The following is a 20,631-nucleotide window of genomic DNA, read 5'->3' as shown; positions in this document are numbered from 1 at the left end:
TAAGGCTCGACATTCCAAAATAATATTGGGGGATGAGACCGCTACTTCGGCTGATCGCCCTGTTCTGCCTGTGCCTGGGATACGCGCTTCCCGCACAGGCGGCCGTCACCATCACCTTCTGGAGCCACGAGCTTGGCAACAGCTTCCCGCACGCGTTCTTCACGTTGCGGGGCATACCCGACGCCGGCGGCCCGCCGGTCGACGCCAACGCCGGCTTCACCGCAAAATCGGTTTCGCCGGCGCTGTTGATGGGGCCCGTGCCAGGCAAGCTCGACATCGCCAGGCCGGGATATGTCGCGAGCAGCGATGCGCAATTCTCGGTCGTGATGAGCGACACGCAATACAACGCGGTACTGCGGCTGGTCGACGCCTGGAGCGAGGGCAAGCCCGACAGCGTCTACCGCCTTTCGGATCACAATTGCGTGACGTTCGTGAAGGAAGCAGCGCGGATCGTCGGGCTGTCGGGGCTCGACCAGCCCAAGCTGATGAAGAAGCCACGTTCGTACCTGAAGGCCGTTGGCGCCGCGAATGCCGGTCGCGTCATTCCGGTCGGGCTGCACGGGAAGGACTATCTCGCTAGCCTGCCGCCGATCTCACCGTCACAAGCAACCGCCTCCAACACAACGGCGGTCGTTGCCACGGCGGCACCAGTACCCGCCCACTAAGGCGCGGGTATCAGTTCGACCACGTCGAGGACCGACTCAAAATGCGGATAGGGGAGGACGACGCGCCACCGCCGCGTGCCGATCCGTTCGATCAAGCCGGCCATGTCGCGATTGGCGTCTCGACCATAGCGCATCGGGCGCTTTTCATCGCCAAGCTCCATCGTCCCCAGGAATATCGCGCGCGACGCGGTGTCGACGAAGACCGTGCCGACAGGGCGTTGCGATCCATCGACCTTGACCAGGCTGACGACATCGGTGTCGCCGTTCGAGTCTATCCGGCAAGCGAACCAGGCGGATGCGCTGTATGTCGGGCCGATCCCACCACGCGCGCCGAGCTTGAACGTGCGGCACTGATAACTTCCGGCGGGCGGCAGGGCGTCGGCGAGCGCATGGTCCGGATCGAACAATATCGGCTCGGCAGCAAGGTCCTTCGCGTCGACCTGTGCCAGCGCGTCCATCCATGCACCACGCCAGCCCCGCAAACGCGCGCGATCAGCGACCGTGGCGACACGCCGCCAGTCGGAGTCGCGATCGGTATCGAGCGGCGACACGGCGCCCGAGCCGATCAACGCCGCGCGCGATGCGCTCGAACAGTATCCGGCCAGTATGAGACAGGCCCCGGTGGCCAACCATGTCCGCTTCGTCGTCGACCGCGTGTGCATATCCGAAGCTAACCCTCTAACATGCCGTATTACAATCATATTCTCGCACCACGGGGCACCATCACGCTGCCGTCCAGCCGCCGTCCATCGACAAATTCGCGCCGGTGATAGCCTTGGCCTCGTCGCGACACAGGAACAGCGCGAACGCCGCGACCTGCTCGGGGGTGACGAACTCCTTGGTCGGTTGCGCGGCGAGCAGCACGTCGTTCATCACCTGGTCGCGCGTCAGCCCGCGGGCCGCCATCGTGTCGGGGATCTGGTTCTCGACCAGCGGCGTCCAGACATAGCCCGGCGAGATGCAGTTGACGGTGATGCCGTCGGTCGCGGTCTCCAGCGCGATCGTCTTGGTGAGCCCTGCGATCGCGTGCTTCGCCATCACGTAAGCCGACTTGTTCGGGCTCGCGACCAGCGAGTGCGCGGACGCGGTCGAGATGATCCGCCCCCAGCCCTTGGCGCGCATGTGCGGCACCGCGGCGCGCATCATGTGCCAGGCGGACGACAGGTTGATCGCGATAATCGCGTCGAACTTGTCGACCGGGAAATCGGCGATGCCCGCGACATGCTGGATGCCCGCGTTGTTGACGACGATGTCGAGGCTGCCGGTCTCGGCCGCTGCCCGCTCGACCATTGCGGCGATCTGGTCGGGCTTGGTCATGTCCGCCGGGTCGTAGAGCGCGATCGCGCCGCTGGTCTGCGCCAACGCCGCCCGCTCACGTTCGATCGCATCGGCATCGCCGAACCCGTTGAGCACCACTGCTGCGCCTTCGGCTGCAAACGCCTTGGCGTAGGCGAGCCCGATCCCCGACGTGGATCCGGTGATGACCGCGGTCTTGCCCTTCAGGAACATGCATACTCCCCCATCTTGGCGCAGCGTATTCTGCGGCCGTGCAACCCTAGCGCCACCTTGCGCATTTCGTTCCCGAGAAGAAACGAAAAGGGGCATATCCATGCGGCTCGACGATTACGATCCGAACATCAACGTCGAGGACCAGCGCGGGTCGGGCGGCGGAGGCGGCGGCTTTGGCGGCGGCGGTGGCGGCCTGCTGATGGGGCTGTTGCCGATGATCGGCAGCCGCTTCGGGTGCGGCGGGATAGTCGTGGTGCTGATCCTGATGGCAGTGTTTGGCGGCATGGGTGGCCTCGGCGGACTGCTCGGTGGCGGACAGACGTCGACACCGACAACGCAGAGCGGACCGCGCTCGGGCACCGATACCAAGTCGAGCTGTTCGCTGAACGCCGAAAGCAAGGCTGCCTGCAACGCCTTCAGCTCGGCCGACAATACCTGGGAGGCCATCTTCCAGAAGAACGGCCAGCGGTTCGAAGCACCGAAGCTGGTGTTCTTCGACGGCAATGGCCGCTCGGGTTGCGGTGCGGCGCAGTCGGCGATGGGGCCATTCTATTGCCCGACCGACCAGGGCATCTATCTCGACACCAGCTTTTTTAACGAACTGTCGACTCGCTTCAAGGCGAACGGCGACTTCGCGCAGGATTACGTGATCGCGCACGAGTTCGGCCATCACATCCAGAAGCTGCTCGGTACCAACGCGCAGGTCCAGCAGGCGCAGCGCCAGGCGAGCGAGACCGAGGGCAATGCGCTGTCGGTGCGGCTCGAACTGCAGGCGGATTGCTACGCCGGTGTGTGGGCGGCGGCGAACAAGACGCGGCTCGAGGCCGGGGATATCCAGGAGGGCATGACCGCGGCGCAGGCGATCGGCGACGATACGTTGCAGAAGCAGTCGCAGGGTCGCGTGGTACCGGACAGCTTTACGCACGGCACCTCGGCACAGCGCCAGTCGTGGCTGAAGCGCGGGTTGGACAGCGGCGATCCGCAGCAGTGCGACACGTTTTCGGGCGCGATCTGAGCTGACGCCGACTCGTTCCTTCCCCGCCAGGGGGAGGACTTCGGTAGGCGGCGCGCATTTGTAAAAGCCGTCACCCCAGCGAAAGCTGGGGTATACCTCGTGGTTCGCGACGCCCGCCCAACAGGGAGATCCCAGCTTTCGCTGGGATGACGGCGCGTTGTGACGGCAATCGCGAGCGTCGCGCCGACTTACTCCACCGTCACGCCCTTCCAGAACGCATAGCGATCCTTGATCTCGGCGGCCGCGGACTTGGGATCGGGATAATACCAGACCGCATCGACGTTCCGCTTCCCCTCGACGACGAGAGTCTTGTAGCTCGCCACACCTTTCCACGGGCAGTTCGAGTGCGTCGCGCTATCCTCCAGCAACGCCGGATCGACGCTGTCGGCGGGAAAATAATGATTGCCCTCGACGACGACGGTATCGTCCGCTCGTGCGATCTCGTGGCCATTCCAACTTGCAACCGGCATACTGATCTCCTTCAGGCGTGCCCCAGCCCCACCGCCTCATACGCCTCGGGCTTGAACCCGACCAGCAGCGTCTTGCCGGTATCGAGCACAGGCCGCTTGATCATCGACGGTTGCGTCAGCATCAGCGCGGTGGCCTTCCCGGCATCGAGATCCGCTCGGTCCGCTTCGGTAAGTTTGCGGAACGTCGTCCCCGCACGATTGAGCAGCACCTCCCAGCCAACCCGGCCGATCCAGTCGTCCAGATGCGCAGCGTCTATTCCGGCGGTCTTATAGTCGTGGAACGCATAGTACACGTCGTGCGCATCCAACCACGTCCGCGCCTTCTTGATCGTGTCGCAATTCTTGATGCCGAACATCGTGATCGTCAAAATAGCCTCCGAAGCAAAATTGGAATCAGTCCAGGCGCATCCGTTTGATAGCAAGCTACGGGACGCACATGCACCCGGTCCAGGACATGAAGCTCGCTCATACCCAAGAGGAGCGATCATGTCCTTCCGCGTTCAGGGGCTCGACCCCAACCAGTTCCGACACCTTTTCGGCGCCTCCGATGCAAGCCTCGCGCTTGTCGGCGCACGGCGATACGTGGTCGACGCCGAGCCCGGCTTTCCCGATCGCATCGCGGTGCGCGATCTGGAGATCGGCGAGACGGCGATCCTGATCAACTACGAACATCAGCCGGCCGACACGCCCTACCGCTCACGCCACGCGATCTTCGTGTCCGAGACCGAGACGGAACCGCTGGACCTGCTCGACGCGCTCCCCGAGGCGATCCGCATCCGGCCGATATCCCTGCGCGCCTTCGGATCCTACGACGAGATGATCGACGCAGACCTGGTCGCCGGCACGGACCTGATCCCGCTGATCGAGCGGTTCCTCGCGGTGCCGGACGTGGCGTATCTCCAGGCCCACTACGCCAAGCGCGGATGTTATGCGGCGCGCATCGTTCGCGCCTGACCTGCGCAAGCCGGTGGCGTGACCGGCTCGGGGCGTTTATCGGTGCGCCATGACGCATCCATTCTACGCGATCCATAGTCACGGGCTGATCCGGGTCGCCTCCGCTACGCCGCGCGCCTCGGTAGGGGATACCGGCGCCAATGCCGAGGCTACGATCGCCTTGGCACGCGAGGCAGATGCGAAGGGCGTCGACCTCGTCGTGTTCCCGGAGCTGAACCTCACCTCCTACGCGATCGACGATCTGCATCTCCAGACCGCGCAGCAACGCGCGACGCTGACCGCGATCGCGACGGTGGTCGAGGCGAGTGTTACCTTGCGGCCGGCGCTGCTGGTCGGCGCAGCGCTGGTGCGGAACGGGCGGCTGTATAACTGCGCGCTGGCGATCGCGCGCGGGCGCGTGCTCGGCGTGGTCCCGAAGACGTTCCTGCCGAATTACCGCGAGTTCTACGAGAAGCGGTGGTTCGCGAGTGGCGTGGGAATGACCGGACTGACGATCGACCTAAACGGTGAGGGCGTGCCGTTCGGGACCGACCTGATCTTCGCCGCGCGCGATCTGCCCGGCTTCGTGTTCCATGCCGAGATTTGCGAGGATTACTGGGCCCCTACCCCGCCCTCGACCGCGGGCGCGCTCGCGGGCGCGCTGATCTGCTGCAACCTGTCGGCGTCGAACATCGTCATCGGCAAGGCGCGCGATCGGGCGATGCTGGCGGCGGCGCAATCGGCCCGAGCGGTCTGCGCCTATGTCTATTCCGCCGCGGGGCCGGGTGAAAGCACTACAGAGGTTGCCTGGGACGGCCAGGGACTGGTTCACGAACTTGGCGAACAGATCGCGGAGTCGGCGCGGTTCTCGACCGAGCCCGAACTGGTCGTCGCCGACGTCGACTGCGAACGGATCACGCAGGAACGCCTACGGACCGGCACGTTCAACGATGCGGCCATGTTCGCCGGTAATCCCGAGACACGCTTCCGACGGATCGCGTTCGATCACGCGCCGGTAGTTGAGGACACTGGCCTCGAACGCGCCATTCGCCGCTTCCCGTTCGTGCCGAATGATCCGGCGCGGCGCGACGACGATTGCTACGAAGCGTTCAACATCCAGGTAGAGGCGCTGTCGAAGCGCCTCGTCTCAGCACACGCCGAGACGGTCGTGATCGGCGTATCCGGCGGGCTCGACTCGACCCACGCGCTGATCGTGGCGGCGAAGGCGATGGACCGCCTCGGCCGCCCCCGCAGCGCGATCCTCGGCTTCACGATGCCCGGCTTCGCAACTGGCGAAGGCACCAAGGCGAACGCGTGGGCGCTCATGCGCGCGCTCGGCATCACCGCCGAAGAGATCGACATCCGCCCCGCCGCCACGCGCATGCTGGAGGACATCGGCCACCCGTTCAGCGAAGGCGAGCCCGTCTACGACATCACCTTCGAGAACGTGCAGGCGGGTCTGCGCACCGACTATCTCTTCCGCCTCGCCAACCAGCGGCGCGGGATCGTACTTGGCACCGGCGATCTCAGCGAGATGGCACTCGGCTGGTGCACCTACGGGGTCGGCGACCAGATGAGCCACTATGCCGTGAACAGCGGCGTGCCGAAGACGCTGATCCAGTTCCTGATCCGCTGGTGCATCCGCACCGATCAGTATGATGCGGCGACCGACGCGATCCTCTCGACGATCCTGGCGCAAGAGATTTCGCCCGAGCTCGTTCCGGCGGGCGCGGATGGCGCGTTGCAGAGCACCGAGTCGATGATCGGGCCCTATGCGCTGAACGATTTCTTCGCGCATTACGTGATCCGTTATGGTCTCGCGCCATCGAAGATCGCCTTTCTCGCCTGGCACGCATGGCGCGATGCGAGCGTCGGCGCGTGGCCGGAGGACCTGCCGGCGGACGCGCACGTCGCCTACGACCTGCCGACGATCCGCCATTGGCTGGAGAAATTCCTCTTCCGCTTCTTCACGACCAGCCAGTTCAAGCGGTCGGCGATGCCCAACGGGCCGAAGGTCTCGGCAGGCGGCGCGCTATCGCCGCGTGGCGACTGGCGTGCGCCGTCGGATGGAACTGCCGAGATCTGGCTCGAGGAATTGCGGTCAAGCGTTCCGTAAGGTCAGCCGCGCCGCCTTGCATAAATCGCCCATCCGGCGCATTATGAAAATCCTATGACAGTGGCTCCACCGGATGGATCGCGCGATCGCCGGATCGAGATCCCATCTAATCTTTGGCTGATTCACCCGGCAGGCCGTGCGCTTTTGCCGATCGCGTTGTCGCGTGGAATCTCGGCCAATTCGGTGTCGGTGGCGGGGCTTTGCCTCGGCGGAGCAGCGGCGCTCGCCTACACGCAATGGGGAAACTGGGCGCTCGCGCTGGTCGGCCTGGTGCTGTCGATGGGATGGCTGATCGCCGACGGACTCGACGGCATGGTCGCCCGCGCGACCAAGACTGCGAGCCCACTCGGTCGCATGCTCGACGGATTGTGCGATCACGGCGTCTTCGCGCTGATCTACATCTCGCTCGCGCTGACGATCGACACGCCCGAGGCCTGGGTCCTCGCAGTCGCGGCTGGTGGCGCGCATGCCGTTCAGTCGAACATGTACGAAGGCGAGCGCTCGCGCTTCCATCGCCGGATCAAAGGCGTGGCGCTCGAAGCGCTCCCCGTTCCGACCGGCAACGCGCTCGTCCGCTTCTATGATGGCGTCGCGAGCAGCATCGACCGGATTGCCATGCCGTTCGAACGCACGCTCGGTCAGTCCGCGGATCCGGTCGCGCTCGGGGCCCTGTACGGTGCCCGCGCCGTCGCACCGTTGCGCTTCATGGCCTTGCTTACCGCGAATGTCCGGGTATGGGCGATCTTCGTCGCCTGCTTCGCGGGCAACCCACGCATCTTCTGGTGGTTCGAAATCGTCCCTTTGACGCTCGTGGCCATCGTCGGGCTCGTCTGGCACCGTCGTGTCGAGCGGGCTTTCGTTCGTAATACTTCCGCAACGCGACCAAAGACCGCGTCGCGCATGCATCTTTCGTAAGGAACAGGGTCAGTAATGAATAGCATTCGGATCGCCGTGGTCGGCATCGGCAACTGCGCGAGCTCGCTCGTCCAGGGCCTCGAGCATTATCGCGAGGGGGCAAACGACCAGGTTGGCCTGATGCATTTCGACATGGGTGGCTACAAGCCGAGCGACATCAAGGTCGTCGCGGCCTGGGACGTCGATCGCCGCAAGGTCGGCAAGGACGTCGCCGAGGCGATCTTCGCCAAGCCGAACTGCACCGCTGTGTTCGCACCCAATGTCGGCAACACCGGCACGATCGTGAAGATGGGCAAGAAGCTGGACGGCGTCGCGGACCACATGGCCGACTTCAAGGACGACCGTACGTTCCTGGTCTCCGACGCCGCCGAGCCGACGCGTGAAGAGGTCATCGCCGAGCTGAAGGCATCGGGCGCCGATGTGCTGATGAACTACCTGCCGGTCGGTTCGCAGGAAGCGACCGAATTCTACGCCGAATGCGCGATTGAAGCAGGCGTTGCGTTCGTCAACAACATCCCCGTGTTCATCGCATCGAACCCGGTCTGGGCGAAGAAGTTCGAAGACGCAGGCGTCGCGATCATCGGCGACGACATCAAGGCACAGCTCGGCGCGACGATCGTCCACCGCGTGCTGACCGACCTGTTCGCCAAGCGCGGCGTGAAGCTGGATCGCACCTACCAGCTCAACACCGGCGGCAACACCGACTTCCTTAACATGTCGAACCATCGCCGGCTCGAGTCGAAGAAGATCTCGAAGACCGAAGCCGTCCAGTCGGTTGCGGCCGAGCGGATGGACGACGACAACGTCCATATCGGCCCGTCGGACTATGTGCCCTGGCAGAACGACAACAAGGTCTGCTTCCTGCGCATGGAAGGCCAGCTGTTCGGCGGCGTGCCGATGAACATCGAGCTGCGTCTCTCGGTCGAGGACAGTCCCAACTCGGCGGGTGTCGCGATCGACATGATCCGCTGCGCCAAGATCGCCAAGGATCGCGGCATCGCCGGCGTGATCGACCCTGCATCGGCCTATTTCTGCAAGCACCCGCGCACGCAGATGACCGACGATCTCGCGCAGATCGAAGTCGAGCGGTTCATCAAGGCCGCCTGACATGATCGATACGCCCCGGATTCAAACGGCGATCATCCTCGCCGCCGGGGAAGGCAGCCGCCTCCGCACCTCCGCCCCGTACAAGCCGCTCTGCGCGGTCGCGGGGCGGCCGTTGATCGCTCACGCGCTCGAAGGACTGGCCGAGGCCGGCTTTGCGCGCGCGATCGTGACGGTGAGTTACGGGCGTGAGGCGATCGAGGCGTATCTCGCGAGCCGGCGTTGGCCGTTGAAGGTCGAGACGGTTCTCGCCGATCACCGCGAACCGAACGGCGTTTCGGTACTGGCGGCGCGCGATGCGCTGGCGGGCAGCGACGCGATCCTCGCGATGTGCGATCACCTCGTCAGCCCCGAACTCTACGCCCGCATGGCGAAAGCCGGCGCTGGCGGTGGTCTGCGCCTCGGCATCGACCGGCGCCTCGGCCACGATTGGGTCGATCCCGAGGACGTCACCTGCGTCGCCACCGAAGGCGACCGCATCGTCGCGATCGGCAAGGGCCTCGAACCACACGACTGCTACGACACCGGCGTCTTCGCGATCGGCCCTGCGCTGTCGGACGCGCTGGTCACGCTCGTGAGCCCCTCGCTCACCGAAGGCGTCCGCCTGCTTGCCGCGCAAGGCTTGGCCCGGATCGTGGACTGCAGCGACATCGACTGGATCGACGTTGACGACGCCCCCGCCCTGGCAAAGGCCGAAGCGTGGATGGCGACCAAGGCAGATGCCGTCGCGGCGTAAGCCACCGTTCTCCTGCGAACGCAGGAGCCCAGGGTCACGATCGTCACGCTTCATTACCCTGGACTCCTGCGTTCGCAGGAGAACGATAAACCCCGTCATCCTGACGAAAGTCAGGATCCAGTGTTACGAGTGGAGCTCTCTGGGCTCTGGGTCCTGACTTTCGTCAGGATGACGGAGTATCGTTAGGACGCCGAGGCTTCCTCGACCCGAGGATCAGGCACGTCCAGCGTCGCGCATGTCCCCAGCTCAGCATTCTCGATCGTCACCGTCCCGCGCAACTGCCGCGCGAGGCTGCCGATCATCCGCATTCCGAGGCTTTTCCGCGATGCCGTCTTCAAGTCGAAGTCGGCCGGCAACCCATCGCCCTCGTCGGACACGGTCAACACGATCCGCCCGTCCGCACTGCGCACCGTGACCAGGATCACGCCGCCGTCGTCGCCATACGCGTACTTGATCGCGTTGGTGACCAGTTCGGTGACCAGCAACCCCATCGGGATCGCCACGTCCGCGCTGATAAGGATCGCCTCGATATCGCAGTCGATCCGGTGGGTGAGCGATTGCTCGCCCAGCCCCGTCGCGATCCCGCAGACCAGATCGTTGAGCGCGACGATGCCGACCTGATCGCCACGCCAGAGCTGGTCGTGCGTCTGTGCGATCGCAGTGATCCGCGCCTGCGCATCGCCCAGCAGCCGCCGGATCCGCGGATCGTCGTCCTCCTGCATCTGGAGGTTGAGCATCGCCGACACCAGAGCCAGGCTGTTCTTCACCCGGTGGCTAGCCTCCCGCGTGAGAAGCTCCTGATGCTCCATCGCCTCGCTCAGCCGCTGCTCCGCCTGCTGCCGCTCGATCGCCACGCCTATGAGGTTCGCAAACCCCTGCATGAACGCGAAGTCGGCGGGCTCGAACTTGCCCTCGTCGGGGCTGTCGACCTCGAGCACGCCGAAGCGCTTGCCCGAGGTCTCGACCAGCACATTGATCGCGCGGCGGATATTGTGCTGCGCCATGAACTCCGGCGTCCGGAAGCGCTGTTCGTTCTCAAGGTGGTTCGAGATCACCGGCAGCCCGGTCTCCAGCGCGAACCCCGCCGGCGAGCCGAGGTCGGTACGCATTTCGGTCGATCCGACCACCCCCGGCGCCCAGCCGATCCCGGCGCGGACCAACAAGGTGTTCTGTTCGGGACGGTATTCGAGGAACTTGCAGTATTTCGACCGCATCCCCTCGCCGCACAACTCGGTCGCGCGCTGCAACATCGGCTGCAGATCCCGCGCCCGCAGCGCCTCGATCCCGAAGTCGGCCAGGATCGACTGCTGGCGAAGACGATATTCGAGTTCGCCTGCGCCAGGGGGCCGATCGCCGCCGGGAGATTGTTCGATAACCGTCATACTCACTCGATGTTACTGGCAATAAGTCTCGTCACGCCTGCCGCATCCAGCAGGCTCAATCGCCCACCCTGGAATCGCGGATCATGCGTGACTTCCGCGATTGCCCATTCGGGGCTGACGATCGACGTCAAAGTGGCCGCGTCGTCCTGCTCGATCTCGGCGCGTTCGAGCCCGGCGAGCGCTCCTTCGAACAGGTCGATGCCGAAATCAGCACCCACCCGATACCGGCGTTTCCTCAACGATCGTGCCGGCAGTTTCGCCAGCAGGTCATACTCGTCCCGATCAAGATACGTCGTGACCGTCGGCCTGCTCAGCACGTCGGCAACGTCGTGTTTCTTGCCGATCTTCAGGACCACACGCCCCGAGCCGCTATCGGTCATGGCGCGCAGCCTTAGCCGCGTGCCCTCAATGTACCGGTCCTCGATCAGGATATACGGCGCGTCGGCAAGATCGGGCCGACGCGCCGGATCGACGGGAAACCGGCGCTCGCGCTCTACCTGCGCGTATTTGTGAGCGACCAGTTCCTCGTCGAGCCCCCGCAACATCGGGTCAGCGCGTCAGCTTCTTATAGGACAGCGCGGTAGGACGATCCGCCGCATCGCCCAGACGGCGGCGCTTGTCCTCTTCGTAGGATTCGAAATTGCCCTCGAACCATTCGACATGGCTGTTGCCCTCGAACGCCAGGATGTGCGTGGCGAGACGATCCAGGAAGAAGCGGTCGTGGCTGATCACCACCGCGCACCCGGCGAAGTTCTCGATCGCTTCCTCGAGCGCGCCCAAGGTCTCGACATCGAGATCGTTGGTGGGCTCGTCGAGCAGCAGCACGTTGCCGCCGCGCTTCAACATCTTGGCGATGTTGACGCGGTTGCGCTCGCCGCCCGACAGCTTGCCGACGTTCTTCTGCTGGTCCTGGCCCTTGAAGTTGAACGCCCCGACATAGGCGCGCGTCGACTGGTCGAACCCGTTCACCTTCATCGAATCGAGACCGTCGGAAATCTCCTCCCAGACGTTCTTCTTGTCGTCGAGATGGTCGCGGCTCTGGTCGACATAGCCGAGCCGCACGGTCGAACCCTTGTCGATCGTGCCGCTGTCCGGCGTCTCCTGCCCAGTGATCAGCTTGAACAGCGTCGACTTGCCGGCGCCGTTGGGACCGATGACACCAACGATACCGCCCGCGGGCAGCGTGAACGAGAGGTTCTCGAACAGCAGCTTGTCGCCGTAAGCCTTGGAGACGTTGTCGAGCTCGATGACCTTGCCGCCGAGACGCTCGGGCACCTGGATGACAATCTGCGCCTTGCCCGGCGAGCGGTTCTCCTGTGCGGAGACGAGGCGTTCGAAGTTGGCGATACGCGCCTTGGACTTGGTCTGGCGCGCCTTGGCACCCTGACGAATCCATTCGAGCTCGTTCTTGATCGCGGTCTGACGACCGGATTCCTCGCGATCCTCCTGCTCAAGGCGCTTGGCCTTCTTCTCGAGATAGGTCGAGTAATTGCCCTCGTACGGGAAATACTTGCCACGATCGAGTTCGAGCACCCAGCCGACGACGTTGTCGAGGAAATAGCGGTCATGGGTGATCATCAGCACCGCGCCCGCATAATCCTTCAGATGGTTCTCCAGCCACTGGACGCTTTCCGCGTCGAGATGGTTGGTGGGCTCGTCCAGCAACAGGATACCCGGCTTCTGGATCAGCAGGCGGGTCAGCGCGACGCGGCGCTTCTCACCACCCGACAGCTTGTCGACCGGCCAGTCGCCCGGCGGGCAACGCAGCGCCTCCATCGCGACCTCGAGCTGGTTGTCGAGCGTCCAGCCGTCGATCGCGTCGATCTGCTCCTGAAGCGTCCCCATCTCCTCGAGCAGCGCGTCGAAGTCGGTGTCGTCCTGGGGATCGCCCATCTCGGCGGAGATTGCGTTGAAGCGATCGACCATGTCCGCGACACCGCGCGCGCCGTCCTTGACGTTCTCCAGCACGGTCTTGGTGGCGTCGAGCTGCGGCTCCTGCTCCAGATAGCCGACGGTAACGTTCTCGCCCGGCCAGGCTTCGCCGGTATAGTCCTTGTCGATGCCGGCCATGATCTTGATCAGCGTCGACTTGCCCGCGCCGTTGGGGCCGACGATGCCGATCTTGGCGCCATGATAGAATTGCAGATTGATGTTCGACAGCACCGGCTTGGGCGCGCCGGGGAAGGTCTTCGTCATGTCCTTCATGACATAGGCGTATTGGCCGGCCACGGGGGTCTCCGTTCGGGTGTTCGTGAGGGAGGGATTGATCTGCGCATGTAAGGGCAGCCGCGAAGGTTGGCAACGCGCGAGCTGGGACCTAACGAAGGAGGCCGACACCAAGGGGAATTGCTGATGACGCGTATCGCACCATTTCTGGCGGCCTGTGCCGCAATCACCGCCGTTCCTCTTGCGGCGCAGCGTACCGCCGCCCCGGCAACCGCGGTCGACGCGAGGGTTGCAGCACTTCGTGACAAGGCGCTGACCGACGATACGGCGTACAAGATCGTCGAGGGCATCACGACCGAGGTCGGCCCGCGGATGACCGGCACCGAGGCGGCACCGCGGGCGCGCGCCTGGTCGGTCGCCAAGCTGAAGGCGCTCGGGTTCAAGAACGTGCGGATCGAGCCATACCAGCTGCCGGTCTGGTCGCGCGGCACGGAGAGTGGTGAGCTGGTCGCGCCCTATGCGCAGAAGCTGCATCTGGTCGGCCTCGGCAATTCGGGCGCGACGCCGCCGGGCGGGCTGACCCTGCCGATCGTGTATTTCCCGACGTACAACGACCTCGCGCTCGCCGCCGACGGTAGCCTGAAGGGCAAGATCGCCTTCGTGTCGAACGCGATGCAGCCGACCCAAGACGGGTCGAGCTATGGATCGCAGGGCACCGCGCGCTTCGTCGGACCGAACGTCGCCGCCAAGAAGGGCGCGGCGGCGATCGTGATCCGGTCGATCGGTACCGATCACGGCCGCGGGCCGCACGCGGGCAACACCAATTTCGATGCGGGCGTGACGCCGATCCCCGCGGCCGCGCTGTCGGTCGCGGACGCCGAGCATGTCGAGCGGCTGGTGAAGCTCGGCAAGCCGGTGACGCTGAAACTGGTGCTCGAAGACAAGCAGGTCGGCATGCGCGAATCGGGCAACGTCGTCGCCGAAGTCCCCGGCACCGACCCCAAGGCCGGGATCGTGCTGGTCGGTGGCCATCTCGACAGCTGGGACCTCGGCACCGGCGCGATCGATGACGGCGCGGGCATCGCGATCACCGCGGCGGCCGCCAAGATCGTCATGGACGGCGGCCAGCGCCCACGCCGCACCATCCGCGTCGTCTGGTTCGGCGACGAGGAGAGCGGCGGCTTCGGCGGAGCCGCCTACGCCAAGGCGCACGCCGGCGAACGCCATGCGACTGCCGCCGAATCGGATTTCGGTGCCGATCGCGTCTGGCGGTTCGAGAGCAGCCTGCCCGACGCTGCCAAGCCGATCGAGGATCGCCTGGCGGTCGCGCTCGCCCCGCTCGGGATCGTTCGCGGCGCCGATGCCCCGCATGGCGGCACCGATGTCGGCCCGGTGATCGCCACGGGGGTCGCGGGAATCGACCTCAACCAGTCGGGCCTGCGCTACTTCGACTACCACCATACGCCCGAGGACACGCTGGATCTGATAGACCCCGAACAGCTCCGCCAGAACGTCGCGGCTTGGACCACGGTGATCGCGACAGTGGCCAATGCGCCCGAGGAAATCGGGTCAATTGTGCCCCAGAAGTGACGAATTGCATGAACCAATCTGTCATCGTTCTGCCGCAAACCTTGCGGACAGATGAATTTAGCGGATTGACCGCCCGCCGGGGGCCGCTATTTGACGTGACTTCGCGACGGCAATCGGGTCGGCCGCGAGTGAAACTATGCTTGGGAGCATTCGAATGAAGAAGATCGTTCTGATCGCTGCTGCCGCCGGCCTGATGTCCGTCGCAGCCTGCAGCAAGTCGCCAGAAGCCGCCGCAGTTGAGAACAACGCGGACATGCTGGCTGACAACATGGAAATGCAGGCTGACAACATGGACGCCATGGCGGACAACACCTCGAACGCAGTCGCTACCGACGTGCTCGAGAACGCTGCTGACAACATGAACGCAGCTGCCGACAACGTCCGTGACGCTGCCGACGAGAAGACCGACAACATGAACTAAGACCCTGTCGGGCGTTCGCGCTCGATAGAGTATTAGTGTCGGAAAGGGCGTTCCTTCGGGAGCGCCCTTTTTCTTTGCCGTTTTGCTTGTGCGCCCTTTTGCGGGCCGATCGCTTGCGCTAACGCAGGCGCCGGTGGGGCCTGTAGCTCAACGGTTAGAGCTGGCCGCTCATAACGGCTAGGTTGCGGGTTCGATTCCTGCCGGGCCCACCAACCTCTCGCCCTGTCATCGAGCCAAGCGCTTGAAAGCCGATGTCGGGTTCGAGCGCTTCACGACGTGCAGTGCATGACGACGTTGCCGAAACCGCAGAGCGCCGGTGTCCCGGTAAATCAGATTTCCGTCATCACGCCCTGATAGACAGGCTCTTCCATCGCGCGGCCCGCACCGATCGCGACGCAGGTCAGCGCGTTCTCGGCGACCGTGACGGGCAGCCCCGTCGCGTCCGACAACACTTCGTCGATCCGCGCGAGCAGCGATCCGCCGCCCGTCATGACGATGCCCTGATCACAGATATCGGCGGCCAGTTCGGGTTCGGTCTTTTCCAGCGCAGTCAGCACGGTTTCGACGATCTGGCCGATCAGATCCGCCAACGACGCCGCGATATCAGCCTGCGTCACCTCGATCTCGCGTGGCACCCCTGCACGCAAGTCGCGTCCCTTGACGCGCATGACCTCGCCGATTCCATCCTCCGGCATTCGCGCCATGCCGACCGCCAGCTTGACGCGTTCTGCGGTGGCTTCGCCGATCATCAGATTGTGCTTGCGACGAATCATCGAACTGATCGCCTCGTCCATCTTGTCGCCGCCGACCCGCGCCGACGTGCTGTAGGCAAGTCCTCGCAGCGACAGCACCGCCACTTCGGTCGTGCCACCGCCGATATCGACGACCATCGCCCCGACCGGTTCGGTCACCGGCAGTCCGGCACCGATCGCCGCCGCCATCGGCTCTTCGATCAGATATACCTTGCGCGCGCCGGCATTGGATGCCGCCTGGCGTATCGCGCGACGCTCGACCAGGGTCGCGCCGGACGGGATGCAGATCGCGATCTCGGGATGGCGTGGCAGTCGGCTGGGCCCGCCGTGCGCCTTTTCGATGAAGAACTTGATCATCTGCTCGGCGACGTCGAGATCGGCGATCACGCCGTCACGCATCGGCCGGATGGTCTCGATCCCGTCGGGCGTCTTGCCCATCATCAATTTCGCTTCGGCACCGACCGCGCGCACCTGCTGGACGCCATTGCGCGTTTCGATCGCCACCACCGACGGTTCGTTCAGGACGATGCCCTGACCGCGCAGGTAGACGACGGTGTTCACCGTTCCGAGATCGATCGCCATGTCGTTCGACGGGCGGCTGAACAGGCGAGGAAGACGCATGGGCTATGACAATCTGAAAGCGTGCGCCCGTTACCGTGGCCACTGTATGAAACCATACGCTGTCGGCGTAGTGCGATCCGCGTCAATCGCTCTGCGCCCGGACGGGCGAACCCAACGACGATCACGACGGTGTTCTCCGTACGGTGTCGTCGAATAGTGTCGCGAGGGCCGCGAACGGCGTACTGCGCCGGGCGAGACATGCCCCTCGCCGCCCGTGCCGATGAACGGATCGACCACGGGATATGCGTTACGTGCACCCGCCTGCCGTCATCCGATCGGCAGGTCGAACAGCAGTTCGCGGACGTAGCGCACTGGCGGCGAACCATGGGCGAGCAACGCGTCGTTGTAGCGCTTGAGATCGAACGCCGCGCCCTGCCGCTTCTTGGCCTCTTCCCGCAACGCCATGTGCTCCGAATAGCCGGTGAAATAGCTCAGCAGCTGAGTCGAACCCAGCGAGGCGCGGACCCATTTGCCCGCCGCCTCGCGCTCCTGCTGGAACGCGGTGTGCGTCATCAGCTGCATCGCCTGCTCGCGAGTCATGCCCTCGGTGTGGATACCGATGTCGAGCAGCGAGTTCGAGATCGAGCGCAGCCGCATCTTGAGCACCGTCAGCTTGAACAGCGGATCGCCATTCAGATAGCCCTCGTCCGCCATCATGCCCTCCGCATACACCGCCCAGCCCTCGACGAACGGCCCCGAGCCGAGCACCGCGCGCAACGTCGACTGAGTCGCGTTGGCGTGCGCGAGCTGGAGGTAATGCCCCGGCATCGCCTCGTGCACCGCGAGGTCGTGGATCATGTAGTCGTTATATTCACTCAGGAACGAGGTCGCCTGCGCCTCGGTCCAGTCGTCGGGGATCGGCGAGACGGCGAAGAACGTGCCGAGGTTCTTTTCCAGCGGGCCGGGGGAATCGCAGTAGGCAACCGCGACGCCCTGCTGGAACTTGGGCATGGTGATGATCTTCACCGGGCTGTCGGGCATGCCGACCAGCCCCTTGTCGCGGACAAAGGCGGTCGCCTGCGCCAGAGCCTTGGTCGAGGCGTCAATCATGCCGTCGCGTGCTGGGCGCTTGGCGTAGGTGAGTTCGAGTGCGAGCTGGATCGCGGCCTGTTGCTGCGCTTCGGACGGCTTGTCGGGAAGCAGCAGCGCGCCCTTCTTGGCGCCAAATATCTGGCGTGCGATCGCGTACATCTGCGCGCGCGTGTCGACGATCGCGGCCTGCGCGCGGCGCTTGATCTCGGCCCGGGTGAGGTCGGATTGCAGCGCGAAGCCGAGCTTCTTGTCGTAGAGCGCCGCGCCGAGGCGGAAGTCGCCCTTCGCACCGGGCACGAGCGTCTTGTCGAGCCAGACCTGATGCTCGGCAACCGCCGCCTTCAGTCTCGCGAGCGCGGCGTCGAACCGCTTGGCGTCCGCTGCGGACAATTCGCCCTTGTGTGGCGCGAGCATGCTTTCGGCGATGTCGACGATGCCGCTGTTCTGCTTGGCCACGGTCGTCGCGTAGATCGACGGTACGCGGGCCACCACGATGTTGGCGCGCGCCTGCGCCAGCAACGCGGGGAGCGCCGCCATCCGCGCGGTCGCCGCGTTCAGCCGCTGCGGCCACGGCGCGAAGTCCCGCGCGGCGAGCGAATAGAGCGAGCTGCCGGCGATGTCGTTATAGACCTGCGGATCCCACGCCCACCCGCCGAGCGTCTCGGTATCCCAGATGTCGTAGCGCAGCGCATTGTCGAGCAGCGCCGCATCGACCTGCTCCTCGCGCGACAGGGCTTTGCGGTCGATCCGCTGGAGATCGACGAGCATCGCCTTCGAGAACGCCTCACGCTTGGCACGCCCTGCGGCGGACATGTCGGTGACCTGTGCGTCGAAGCGGTGATCGCCGAGCGATGTCGCCGACGACGGATTGAGGCGGGCGAGGCCATCGACGTAGCGCTTCGAGAGCGACGCGAACGCCGAATTCTCGTTCGCTTGCGCGGCCAGTACGGGCGCAGGGATAGATGAAACCGGCAGCGCGAGCATCGCGGCGCTGAGCAACAGACGGAAATTACGCATCATGGATTCCTGACGATCAGCGCTGTGGCGCGAGTTGCGCGTTCAGATAGACGGTGACGAGCGCGGCGCGCTTGGCGTCCTCGATCTTGTCGGCGCCCGCCGCATGGCCGCCTTCCGGGTTCTCGTAATAAAAGAACGGATCGCCATACGCCTCCAGCCGCGCGGCGAATTTGCGCGCGTGGCCGGGGTGGACGCGGTCGTCTTCGGTCGAGGTGTAGATGAACGGCGTCGGGTATTGCACGCCGCGTTTCAGGTTCTGGTACGGCGAATATTTCGAGATGAACGCCCAGTCCGCAGGCTTGTCCGGGTCGCCATATTCGCCGATCCACGACGCGCCCGCCGACAGATGCGAATAGCGCTGCATGTCGAGCAGCGGCGATCCCATCACGATCGCGCCGTAAAGGTCGGGACGTTGCTCCATCGCGACGCCGACCAGCAGGCCACCGTTCGACCGGCCGGATACCGCGATCTTGCGCTTGGCACTGACCCCGGTCCGGACAAGATCGTCGCCGACCGCGTGGAGATCATCATACGCCTTTTGCCGGTTCTCGCGCAGCGGCATCTGGTGCCAGCGCGGCCCGTATTCGCCACCGCCACGGATGTTGGCGAGCACGAACGCGTTGCCCTCCTCGACCCAGAACAGCCCGGCCGGGCCCGAACGATAGGGCTGGTCAACGAGGTAGGTCGGCGTCTGCGCATTGCGGAACCCGCCGTACGCGTGGACCAGCGCGGGCACTGGCCCGGTCGTGCCTTTCTTCCGAACCAGGAAATACGGGATCTTCGTCCCGTCCTTCGACGTCGCGAACCGCTGTTCGACCTGCATCGTCGAGGCATCGAACCGCGCGGGCAGTGTGTCGACCGCCACCGGCTTCGCATTGGGGCGGACGGCATAAAGCGCGGGCGGGCTGAGGAAGCTTTCGACAACCGCGAACGCGACGTCGTCCTTGCCCGCGGTCGCATCGAGGTGGATCGTCGACGCGGTCGGCAGCGTCGCGACGCCTTGCGTCCAGATGCCATCCGCACCGCGCGTCAGCGACACGAGCCGGCCAGAGACGTCGTCGAGCATTTTCACCCACAGCACCGACTTGCTCGAATCGACCTGCTCCACCGCCTGCGTCGCGGTCGGTACCAGCACGCGCTCGATCGTCGGCGCGTGGCCTGCCAGCACGTCGGCAATCGAATACGCCACGACCGACCCGCTCGGAATCCCCTTCCAGTCGGACGCCAGTGTCGCGATCAACCGGCCATCGAGGACGGCGTTGATCTCGGCATCATCTGGCAACGGCGACGGCACCAGCCGGCCATTCTCGGCGATGTGACTACGCTTCGAATGGAAGAAATCGACGTTGCGCGACACTAGCGGATAGCGCCGGTCGCCATCGGTGAAGACGCTGGTTTCGATCCCGACATCGTCCGGCGTCGCGCTCGTCACGGTGGCCGCGGCCGAGAGCGGCGTGCCGCGCTGCCACCGCTTCACGGTCCGCGGATAGCCCGACTTTGTAAGGCTGCCAGCGCCGAAATTCGTCGCCACGTACAGCGCGTTCGGGCCCGCCCAGTTCAGCCCGGTCTTGAAGCTCGGCACGACGAAACCGTCCGCGACGAACTTGCCCGTGGGGATGTCGAACTCACGCTCGTCGACCGCATCGCCGCCGCCGTTCGACAGCGCGACCATGCAGCGATCGTAGGACGGCGAGCGGCAGGTCGCGCCCTTCCACACCCAGCTCTTGCCCTCCGCCTTGCCGAGCGCATCGACGTCGATCAGCGTCCGCCACACCGGCTTGCCGCTGGTGAACGAGGCCAGCGACGCGACCCGCCAAAGCCCGCGCACGTTCGTCTTGTCCTGCCACAGGTTCAGCACCTGATCGCCGAGGATCTGGTCGGGCGTCGCGATCTGGCGGTCCGCCTGCAACAGGTCGAGCGCGCGCTGGCGGTAGCGGGCATAGCCGGGCTTTGCTTCGAGCGCGGCCAGCGACTGCGTGTTCCACCGCTTGACCGTATCGAGCGCACGCGTGCCGTGGATGTCCTCGAGATACGCATTCGGATCGGCGGCGGGCGGCGGAGCCGACGTCTGGGCCAACGCAGTCGTGGAAAGGGCCAGCAAGGCCAGGAACGGCAGGCGTCTTTGCATCATCACTCTCTTATCGTTCAGTGATGCGACTTTAGGCAGCGCAGTTCGCTACGCCAGCC

19 protein-coding genes and 1 tRNA gene are annotated in these 20,631 nt (G+C 65.0%); 10 read left to right on the top strand and 10 right to left on the bottom strand.

The annotated features are described in order from the left end of the window. Positions 1-32 precede the first annotated feature (32 nt). The gene (locus tag AC59GX_RS06225) at positions 33-665 is read left to right on the top strand and encodes a hypothetical protein (RefSeq protein WP_426280505.1); all 633 of its coding nucleotides are present in this window, start codon (positions 33-35) and stop codon (positions 663-665) included. On the opposite strand, the gene AC59GX_RS06220 is transcribed toward AC59GX_RS06225, so the two are convergent. Further along, the gene (locus AC59GX_RS06220; RefSeq protein ID WP_497301238.1) at positions 662-1,327 is read right to left on the bottom strand and encodes a DUF4893 domain-containing protein; all 666 of its coding nucleotides are present in this window, start codon (positions 1,325-1,327) and stop codon (positions 662-664) included. The two genes, AC59GX_RS06225 and AC59GX_RS06220, sit on opposite strands and share 4 nt — an antisense overlap. 61 nt (positions 1,328-1,388) lie before the next feature. Further along, positions 1,389-2,174 (bottom strand): 3-hydroxybutyrate dehydrogenase, encoded by a 786-nt coding sequence (locus tag AC59GX_RS06215; protein WP_426280508.1) that lies wholly within the window; start codon positions 2,172-2,174, stop codon positions 1,389-1,391. Between the two features lie 100 nt (positions 2,175-2,274). Here AC59GX_RS06215 and ypfJ point away from each other — a divergent pair, with 100 nt between their 5' ends. Further along, positions 2,275-3,189: a KPN_02809 family neutral zinc metallopeptidase gene (gene ypfJ / locus AC59GX_RS06210; protein WP_426280510.1), complete on the top strand. Its 915-nt coding sequence runs from the start codon at positions 2,275-2,277 to the stop codon at positions 3,187-3,189. A gap of 188 nt (positions 3,190-3,377) precedes the next feature. Here ypfJ and AC59GX_RS06205 read toward each other — a convergent pair whose 3' ends face one another. Next, positions 3,378-3,659 (bottom strand): DUF427 domain-containing protein, encoded by a 282-nt coding sequence (locus tag AC59GX_RS06205; RefSeq protein ID WP_426280511.1) that lies wholly within the window; start codon positions 3,657-3,659, stop codon positions 3,378-3,380. Between the two features lie 11 nt (positions 3,660-3,670). Continuing rightward, a complete protein-coding gene (locus tag AC59GX_RS06200) occupies positions 3,671-4,015 on the bottom strand; it encodes an ArsC family reductase (protein WP_426281099.1) in 345 nt (114 codons plus the stop codon). A 130-nt stretch (positions 4,016-4,145) separates the two neighbouring features. Here AC59GX_RS06200 and AC59GX_RS06195 point away from each other — a divergent pair, with 130 nt between their 5' ends. The 5 genes from AC59GX_RS06195 to AC59GX_RS06175 are packed head-to-tail and all read left to right on the top strand — an operon-like array spanning position 4,146 to position 9,463. Then, positions 4,146-4,613, top strand: a complete 468-nt coding sequence (locus AC59GX_RS06195; protein ID WP_426280512.1) for a DUF1203 domain-containing protein — start codon at positions 4,146-4,148, stop codon at positions 4,611-4,613. Positions 4,614-4,662: 49 nt separating this feature from the next. After that, complete coding sequence (locus AC59GX_RS06190; RefSeq protein WP_426280513.1) at positions 4,663-6,708, top strand: NAD(+) synthase; 2,046 nt, start codon at positions 4,663-4,665, stop codon at positions 6,706-6,708. A 54-nt stretch (positions 6,709-6,762) separates the two neighbouring features. Beyond that, positions 6,763-7,623 carry a CDP-alcohol phosphatidyltransferase family protein gene (locus AC59GX_RS06185; RefSeq protein WP_426280514.1) on the top strand — a complete coding sequence of 287 codons (861 nt, stop codon included), beginning with the start codon at positions 6,763-6,765 and terminating at the stop codon, positions 7,621-7,623. A 15-nt stretch (positions 7,624-7,638) separates the two neighbouring features. Continuing rightward, on the top strand, positions 7,639-8,730 hold the full coding sequence (locus AC59GX_RS06180; protein WP_056050788.1) for an inositol-3-phosphate synthase: 1,092 nt from the start codon (positions 7,639-7,641) through the stop codon (positions 8,728-8,730). Between the two features lies 1 nt (position 8,731). Continuing rightward, on the top strand, positions 8,732-9,463 hold the full coding sequence (locus AC59GX_RS06175; RefSeq protein ID WP_426280517.1) for a phosphocholine cytidylyltransferase family protein: 732 nt from the start codon (positions 8,732-8,734) through the stop codon (positions 9,461-9,463). A 182-nt stretch (positions 9,464-9,645) separates the two neighbouring features. On the opposite strand, the gene AC59GX_RS06170 is transcribed toward AC59GX_RS06175, so the two are convergent. Genes AC59GX_RS06170 through ettA form a run of 3 tightly spaced genes read right to left on the bottom strand, consistent with a single transcriptional unit; the run spans position 9,646 to position 13,074 of the window. Next, positions 9,646-10,845: a sensor histidine kinase gene (locus AC59GX_RS06170; RefSeq protein ID WP_426280519.1), complete on the bottom strand. Its 1,200-nt coding sequence runs from the start codon at positions 10,843-10,845 to the stop codon at positions 9,646-9,648. A 2-nt stretch (positions 10,846-10,847) separates the two neighbouring features. Then, positions 10,848-11,390: a CYTH domain-containing protein gene (locus AC59GX_RS06165; RefSeq protein WP_426280521.1), complete on the bottom strand. Its 543-nt coding sequence runs from the start codon at positions 11,388-11,390 to the stop codon at positions 10,848-10,850. 4 nt (positions 11,391-11,394) lie between these two features. After that, entirely contained in the window at positions 11,395-13,074 is a 1,680-nt protein-coding gene (gene ettA / locus AC59GX_RS06160) for an energy-dependent translational throttle protein EttA (protein WP_426280522.1), read from the bottom strand. Positions 13,075-13,197: 123 nt separating this feature from the next. On the opposite strand from ettA, the gene AC59GX_RS06155 reads away from it, so the two are divergent. From AC59GX_RS06155 to AC59GX_RS06145, 3 genes are all read left to right on the top strand, one after another. After that, complete coding sequence (locus AC59GX_RS06155; protein ID WP_426280523.1) at positions 13,198-14,601, top strand: M20/M25/M40 family metallo-hydrolase; 1,404 nt, start codon at positions 13,198-13,200, stop codon at positions 14,599-14,601. Positions 14,602-14,755: 154 nt separating this feature from the next. Continuing rightward, positions 14,756-15,022, top strand: coding sequence for a hypothetical protein (locus tag AC59GX_RS06150; RefSeq protein WP_031393308.1), 267 nt, complete (start codon positions 14,756-14,758; stop codon positions 15,020-15,022). A 136-nt stretch (positions 15,023-15,158) separates the two neighbouring features. Continuing rightward, positions 15,159-15,234: transfer RNA gene (locus AC59GX_RS06145), tRNA-Ile, on the top strand. Positions 15,235-15,351: 117 nt separating this feature from the next. Here the strand turns inward: AC59GX_RS06145 and AC59GX_RS06140 are convergent. The 3 genes from AC59GX_RS06140 to AC59GX_RS06130 form a co-directional block, all read right to left on the bottom strand. Continuing rightward, positions 15,352-16,395 carry a rod shape-determining protein gene (locus tag AC59GX_RS06140; protein ID WP_056490679.1) on the bottom strand — a complete coding sequence of 348 codons (1,044 nt, stop codon included), beginning with the start codon at positions 16,393-16,395 and terminating at the stop codon, positions 15,352-15,354. Between the two features lie 267 nt (positions 16,396-16,662). Next, positions 16,663-18,444 (bottom strand): DUF885 domain-containing protein, encoded by a 1,782-nt coding sequence (locus tag AC59GX_RS06135; RefSeq protein WP_497301232.1) that lies wholly within the window; start codon positions 18,442-18,444, stop codon positions 16,663-16,665. Positions 18,445-18,460: 16 nt separating this feature from the next. Then, a complete protein-coding gene (locus tag AC59GX_RS06130; RefSeq protein ID WP_497301230.1) occupies positions 18,461-20,572 on the bottom strand; it encodes a prolyl oligopeptidase family serine peptidase in 2,112 nt (703 codons plus the stop codon). Positions 20,573-20,631: the final 59 nt, after the last annotated feature.

It is taken from the genome of Sphingomonas sp. 320_CC (assembly GCF_059691795.1).
The sequence above is the reverse complement of the archived record's forward strand: the minus strand, read 5'-3'. Positions and strand labels throughout refer to the sequence as shown.